Origin of the sequence: Micromonospora globispora (genome assembly GCF_003857015.1) — a bacterium.
In the GTDB taxonomy this organism is placed as follows: domain Bacteria; phylum Actinomycetota; class Actinomycetes; order Mycobacteriales; family Micromonosporaceae; genus Micromonospora; species Micromonospora globispora.
Genome location: NZ_QGGF01000147.1, coordinates 1 through 6,701, shown reverse-complemented (window position 1 = coordinate 6,701; position 6,701 = coordinate 1). Strand labels below are relative to the sequence as shown.

The window sequence follows — 6,701 nt, the reverse complement described above, 5'->3', positions numbered from 1 at the left end:
GTGCGGCGACCACGTAGCGGCCGTGCTCGCCGCACAGTCCGCCGCGCTGCGCCGCCCAGCTGCCGAGGTAACTCGCCACGATCCGGCGGTCCTCGCTCCGTTCGGGATAGGCCACGATCACCGCATGCGGCCGATCCATGTCCCAGCCGAGCAGCCGGGCCCGCCGCCGCAGCCCGTCCGGGTCTGGCTGCGCATCGGCCAGCAGTTCGGTCAGCAGATCCCCGCGTACCCGATGCTCGGCCTCGGCCAGCTGCCGCTCGGTCAGCAGCAGGATGGCCGCCACCAGGGCCGCCCGCTCGACCGTCCGCTGGTCGGCGACGCCGAGATCACCTCGGCACGCCACCAGGACGGCCAGTACCTGGGACCCGGCGACCACCGGCGCGGCACAGCCCCCAGGCGTCGCCGCGGTCGCCCGCGTCGCGATGGCCGACTGGCAGGTCTTCGCCACGTCACCGGTGACCGGCTCGCCGACGGCCGACGCGACCGGGCCAGCCGAGGCGAGGACCCGCAGACCGGGATCGGCCACGAACACGCCGGCGCCCAGCACCTCCGCGACCACGGCCGCGACCTCGGGCAGTTGACCGCCCTGAGCCGCGACGGTGGTGAGCCGCTCGTGCACGTTGGCCGCCCGCTCCATCAGGTCGCTGTGCGCGCGTACGTCGGCGAAGAGCGAGGCGGTCTCGATCGCGATCGCGGCGTGCGTGGCGAGGGAGATCAGCAAGGCGACCTCGGCGTCGGCGAACGGCCGCTCCCGCCGGTTGGCGGCGAAGAGCACCCCGATCACCTTCTCCCGCAGCAGGAGCGGTACGCCCAGCACGGCGATCAGGCCCTCGCCGTCGACGACCTCGTCGACGGTGTGCACGAACCGCTTGTCGTGCCGGTAGTCCGGGGTCGCGTACGGCTCGCGCGTCTGCGCCACCAGTCCGCCCAGCCCAGCGCCCATCGCGAGCCGCGCCGTCTTGAACGCCTCGGTGTGGATGCCGTCGGTGACCCGCACGTAGGTGTCACCGCGCTGCTCGTCGATGAGCATCAGATAGGCCGCCTCCGTGCCCAGCAGCCCCCGCGCGCGGGCGACGATCGCCTGCAGCACCTCCTCGACGTCCCGCAGCGACGACAGGTCGCCCGCCGTCTCGTACAGCGCGGTCAACTCGCGTTCACGCCGGTCGCGCTCGGCGAGCCGCTCACTCACCGTCAGCGCGAGCTCGACGCTCTCGCGCGCTCGAGGGTCGCCGGCCACCTCCGCGCGCAACCGGGTCAGCGGCTCGGCCGACGCGTTTCCCACCTCGGCGAGCAGCCGCAAGGCGTGGCGAGCCACATCGTCGTCGGCTGTCGTCATGGCCCTCCCGCTCCCGCGTTCGTGGTCGCGGACGGTAACACACCGTGAACGGAGACCGGAGCCCTCACCCTGCCCGGCCGCTGCCGGGTTACTCGTCGGGCATGAACCGGTATCCGAGGCCCGGGTCGGTGCGCAGGTAGCGGGGTTGGCTGGGGTCGGGTTCGAGCTTGCGGCGCAGGTTGCCCATGTGCACGCGCAGGTAGTTCGTTTCCCGCTCGTAGCGTGGCCCCCAGATCTCCTGCAGCAGGTATTTCTGGGTGATCAGCCGGTCGGGATTGCGGACGAGGATCTCCAGTAGGTGCCATTCGGTCGGGGTGAGCCGGGCCTCGGTGCCGTCCGCGAGGGTGACGCGTTTGGTGCCGAGGTCGACGGTGAACGCCGCGGTGGCGATCACCGGAGCCTGCTCTGTCGGTGTGGCGCGGCGCAGCGCGGCGCGGATACGGGCCAGCAGCTCGCCGACGCCGAACGGCTTGGTGACGTAGTCGTCCGCGCCGGCGTCGAGAGCGTCGATCTTGGCCTGTTCGGTGTGGCGGGCGGACAACACGATGATGGGTGCGGTGGCCCAGCCGCGCAGGGCCTGGACGACGGCGACGCCGTCCATGTCGGGTAGGCCGAGGTCGACGATGGTCAGATCGGGTGGGGTTCGTTGGGCTGCGGCCAGGCCGGTGGTGCCGTCCTGAGCGAGGGTGACCGCATAGTCGCGGGCGGTCAGCGCGATGCGCAGGGCCCGCAGTAGTTGACGGTCGTCGTCGATGACGAGGATGTGGGTCATCGGGCCACCGGCACAGTGATGATCATGGTGAGCCCTCCGCCCGGGGTGTCGGTGGCGATGATGGTGCCGTTCATGGCTTCGGTGAAGCCTTTCGCGATCGCCAGTCCCAGACCCAGACCCGCGGTGGTGGTGTGGTCGTCGAGGCGCTGGAAGGGCTGGAAGACTCGCTCGCGGTCGCCGGCGGGGATGCCGGGGCCCTGGTCGATGACGCGCAGTTCGAGGGCGTCAGGGCCGGCGATGCGGCCGAGAATGGCGACGGGAACACCGGATGGGCTGGCTTGGTGGGCATTGGCCACGAGGTTGGCGATGACGCGTTCGAGCAGACCCGGATCGGCGTACGCGTACGGCAGGTCGTCGGGGACCTCTGCCTGGGTGCGGTGCGGGTCGGGCTGGTGCAGCAGGGCCGTGGCGACGATTTCGTCGAGGCTGATCGGCCGGGGTTGAGCGCTGAGTGCGCCGGCTTGCAGCCGGCTCATCGCCAGGAGGTTCTCGACGAGCTCCGTCATCCGGTCGGCGGACTCCTCGACGGTGGCCAGCAGCTCGTCCTGCTGGCCGGTGGTCAGCTGGAGGTCGGGGTCGCGCAGGCTCGACACCCCGGCCTTGATGCCGGCCAGCGGCGTACGCAGGTCGTGGCCGACCGCGGCCAGCAACGCGGCCCGCAGCCGGTCGATCTCGGCGAGCTCGCGGGCCTGCGCAGCCTCGTCGGCGAGGCGTTCGGCCTGCAGAGCGCGCGCCGCCGCGGTGGCCAGCCGGGCGATGAAGCGTGGGTCGGAGGCGATGGTGGCGCGCCCGGTGGCGACCAGCGTCAAATTGTCCGCGGCGGGCACCGACAGTGTGGGCGGCCCGGTCAGGTCGGGTCCGGCGCCGGCTACCACCTGTGATCCGCCGGCGCCCTGTTCAACGAGGGCGGCGCTGTCCATGTGGAGGGCACCGCGGATGTGTTCCAGCAGAGCCTGAGTAGATCCAGCGCCGACCGGTTGCGCGCTCATCCGGGCCAGCAGCTCGGCTTCGACGCCGCTGCGGGCGGCGTTGGCACGCTGGCGGGCGGCCAGGTCCATGGCGAGGCTGACGGTGACCGCGACGGCGATGTAGACCACCAGGGTGATGACCTGGTCTTCGCTTTCGACGGTGAGCGTGTGATAGGGCGGGACGAAGAAGAAGTTGACCACCAGGTCGGAGGCGACGGCGGCGGCCAGGGAGGGGGCCAACCCGCCGACGACGGCAGTGGCGACGACCACGACCAGGTACAGCAGCACCACGCTGGCCAGGGCGACGCCGGTTCGCAGTGGGACGAGCACGGCGGTGAGCAGGCTCAGCCCCGCTGCGGCGAGGGCGACCCCGGCCGCCAGCCGCCGGCCGCGGCGGGCGATCAGCGACGGGGCCGAGGTCGTGGTCACGGTTGGTGACGCTATCGGGTCGGTCGGGCCGGTTCGCGCAGGTCCTCGGCTCGGCGGGTGTCGGCGTGGCTGGATTCCAGTTGCCAGGGCACGCTGATGACCATGACGCCGCGCTGGAACAGCAGCCGGGCCTTCAGTCGCAGTGCCGACTGGTTGTGCAGCAGGTGCTCCCACCAACGGCCGACCACGTACTCCGGGATGTAGACCGCGATCAGGTCCCGCGGCTGCTCCTTGTGCAGGCGGGCGATGAACCGCAGCACCGAGCCGGTGATGTCGCGGTACGGCGAGTCCACGAGGGTCAGCGGCACCGGGATGTCGTGCTCGTCCCATTCCGCCTCCAGTTGGCGTACCTCCTCGGGGGTGATCGCCACGGTGAGGGCCGTGAGCGTGTCGGGCCGGGTGGCGCGGGCATAGGCGAGCGCGCGGATCGTGGGCCGGTGCAGGCGGGAGACCAGCACGACCGCGTGGATGCGGCTGGGCAGCACCATGCCGCCCGGGTCCGGCGTGAGCTCCTCGGCGACCCGGTCGTAATGGCGGCGGATCCCGCGCATCATCACAAAGAGAATGGGGATGGCGATCACCACCAGGTACGCGCCATGGGTGAACTTGGTGATCGTGACGATGACCAGGACCAGACCCGTGAAGCAGGCACCGAAGGCGTTGATGATCCGCGAGCGGTGCATGCGCCGGCGCCGGGCCGGGTCCCGTTCGGTGCGCAGCAGCCGGTTCCAGTGCCGCACCATGCCGACCTGCGACAGCGTGAACGAGGTGAACACGCCGAGGATGTAGAGCTGGATGAGGCTGGTGACCGATCCCTTGTATGCGTAGATGAGCGCCCCCGCGACCAACGCCAGCAGCAGGATGCCATTGGAGAAGGCCAGCCGGTCGCCCCGGGTGTGCAGCTGCCGCGGCAGGTACCGGTGCTCGGCCAGGATCGACCCGAGCAGCGGGAAGCCGTTGAACGCGGTGTTCGCGGCGAGGATGAGGATCAGGGCGGTGGCCGCCTGGATGAAGAAGAACATCGGCGAGCTGGTGCCGCCGAACACGGCCGCCGCGAGCTGGGCGATGACCGTTCGCTGCGCCTCGCTGGTGCAGTCGCCCGGGAAGCCGACCAGGTCGCAGGGGTTCTCCACATAGCGGACCTTGGCGATCAGCGCCAGCGCCGTGATGCCGCCGAACATCGTGATCGACAGCAGGCCCATAGCCGCCATGGTCCGCGCGGCGTTTTCGCCCTTGGGTGGCTTGAACGCCGGTACGCCGTTGGAGATCGCCTCGGCGCCCGTGAGCGCGGTGCAGCCCGACGAGAACGCCCGCAGGGCAAGGAAGATCAGCGTGAGGCCGGTCAGCCCGACGTGGCCCGGCTCGGGCATGATCGACCAGGATGCGCTCTCGGCGACCGGGGCGTCGCCGAAGGCGATCCGCACGAAGCCGGTGACGATCAAGGCGAGCACGCCGAGGACGAACAGGTAGGTCGGTACGGCGAAGATCCGCCCGGATTCGCGCACGCCCCGCAGGTTCATCGCCGTGAGCAGAGCGACGAAGCCCAGGTTGATCGGCACCCGCCACGGGTTCAGGTCGGGAAACGCCGAGATGATGTTGTCGACACCGGCGGCCACCGACACGGCCACGGTCATGATGTAGTCGACCAGCAGCGCCGCCGCGACGACCAGGCCCGCCGAGGGACCGAGGTTGGTGGTGGCGACCTCGTAGGAGCCGCCGCCGGACGGGTACGCCCGCACCACCTGCCGGTAGGACAGCACCACCACCGCCAGCAGGACGATGACGGCCAGTCCGATCCACGGCGCCAGGTACAGGTAGGCCAGCCCGCCCAGGGCCAGCACCAGCAGGATCTCCTGCGTCGCGTACGCGACCGAGGACAGCGGGTCGCTGGCGAAGACCGGCAACGCGATTCGTTTGGCCAGTAGCTGCTCACTGAGCCGGTCGCTGCGCAGCGGACGACCGACGACCAGGCGTTTCAAAGCGTCGAACACATGCGCAGTCAACGCGGCAGCCGCCCATTACAGCGTGATCTTGACGCTTTCTTGACGGCGAACCGGGCGATCTTGACCCCCTCTTGCCGGCCCCGAGAAGGCGCGTCAACGGGTCCGACACCGCCGCCTGGCGCGGGCTGCCAGGATGGCCCGGTGAACGTCACCCGCTTGATCACCCTCGACGACGCGCCGGCCCTCGCGGAGCTGCTGGTGGCCAACCGGGACTTCCTCGCGCCGTGGGAGCCGGACCGGGGCGAGGAGTACTTCACCGTGGAGGGACAGCGGGCCGTCATCCGCGAGGTGCTGCAGCAGCACGCGGACGGGTCGGTGCTGCCGCACGTGATCCTCGGCGACGCCGGCGCGGTGGTCGGCCGGATCACCCTGAACGGCATCGTCCGCGGCTGCTTCCAGTCCTGCAGCATGGGCTACTGGGTGAGTGCCGCCGCCAACGGCCGGGGCCTGGCCACCGGTGCCGTGGGGGAGTTGGTCCGCCTCGCGTTCGACGAGCTGGGGCTGCACCGGGTGCAGGCGGAGACGCTGCCGCACAACGTCCGGTCGCAGCGCGTGCTGGCCCGCCACGGTTTCGTCCGCTACGGCCTGGCGCCGGCGTACCTGAAGATCGCCGGCCGCTGGCAGGACCACGTGATGTTCCAGAAGCTCAACCCGACGGCCGGCGGACGAGTGCAGGACGAGGCTTCCTAGCGTTGGGCCTCGATCACGTGCTCGGTCCGAGGCGGCCCATGTCGCTCCTGTCGCCGACAGCAACGACTGTCATGGCCCCAAGTCGACGGGTGAGGGGTGTAAACGAGGTTCCCGTCCGGCGCCAGCCGCTGGCAGGAGTACCTAAGGTGGCGGCTTAACTCCGCTGGTCCACTCGTGCGGGCACCCGTCAGTCGTCGACCTCGATCACGTCGGCCGGCGCGCGGCGGGGGGCCGGTGGCAGGTCCTCGCCCGCCGGGCCCCAGCCCACCCGGACCAGCAGGTAGGGCTCGCCCACGCCGGAGAGCAGCTCGCGCATCAGCCGCCGCGGCCAGGCCAGCTCGATCGCGTCGCTGATCGGCGCGGTGGACAGCCCCTCGGCGGTCGCGGTGAGCAGCAGCGCGGACAGCGCCTCACCGCCGCGCAGCCAGGCCGCCGGGTCGTCCCGGTCGCCGAAGAGGATCACGTACGCCGCGCCGCGGTCGAAGTCGGCGCCGGCGCTCAGC

The 6,701-nt window shown here is 71.1% G+C and carries 5 protein-coding genes and 1 pseudogene; 1 reads left to right on the top strand and 5 read right to left on the bottom strand.

All coding sequences use genetic code 11. The annotated features are described in order from the left end of the window. The 4 genes from DKL51_RS05330 to DKL51_RS05315 form a co-directional block, all read right to left on the bottom strand. Nucleotides 1-1,336: GAF domain-containing protein (locus DKL51_RS05330; RefSeq protein ID WP_148097729.1), on the bottom strand; the 1,336-nt coding region annotated here is incomplete at its 3' end. 88 nt (nt 1,337-1,424) lie between these two features. Further along, nucleotides 1,425-2,108 carry a response regulator gene (locus tag DKL51_RS05325; RefSeq protein WP_109944964.1) on the bottom strand — a complete coding sequence of 228 codons (684 nt, stop codon included), beginning with the start codon at nt 2,106-2,108 and terminating at the stop codon, nt 1,425-1,427. Beyond that, nucleotides 2,105-3,505: a sensor histidine kinase gene (locus DKL51_RS05320; protein ID WP_221623131.1), complete on the bottom strand. Its 1,401-nt coding sequence runs from the start codon at nt 3,503-3,505 to the stop codon at nt 2,105-2,107. The genes DKL51_RS05325 and DKL51_RS05320 overlap by 4 nt, the downstream gene beginning before the upstream one ends. Before the next feature lie 11 nt (nt 3,506-3,516). Further along, nucleotides 3,517-5,496, bottom strand: a complete 1,980-nt coding sequence (locus tag DKL51_RS05315; protein WP_109944963.1) for an APC family permease — start codon at nt 5,494-5,496, stop codon at nt 3,517-3,519. A 153-nt stretch (nt 5,497-5,649) separates the two neighbouring features. Here DKL51_RS05315 and DKL51_RS05310 point away from each other — a divergent pair, with 153 nt between their 5' ends. Continuing rightward, on the top strand, nt 5,650-6,198 hold the full coding sequence (locus DKL51_RS05310; RefSeq protein ID WP_124811793.1) for a GNAT family N-acetyltransferase: 549 nt from the start codon (nt 5,650-5,652) through the stop codon (nt 6,196-6,198). A 187-nt stretch (nt 6,199-6,385) separates the two neighbouring features. Here DKL51_RS05310 and DKL51_RS05305 read toward each other — a convergent pair. Further along, a pseudogene (locus DKL51_RS05305) lies at nt 6,386-6,701 on the bottom strand (Acg family FMN-binding oxidoreductase); the annotation flags it as partial.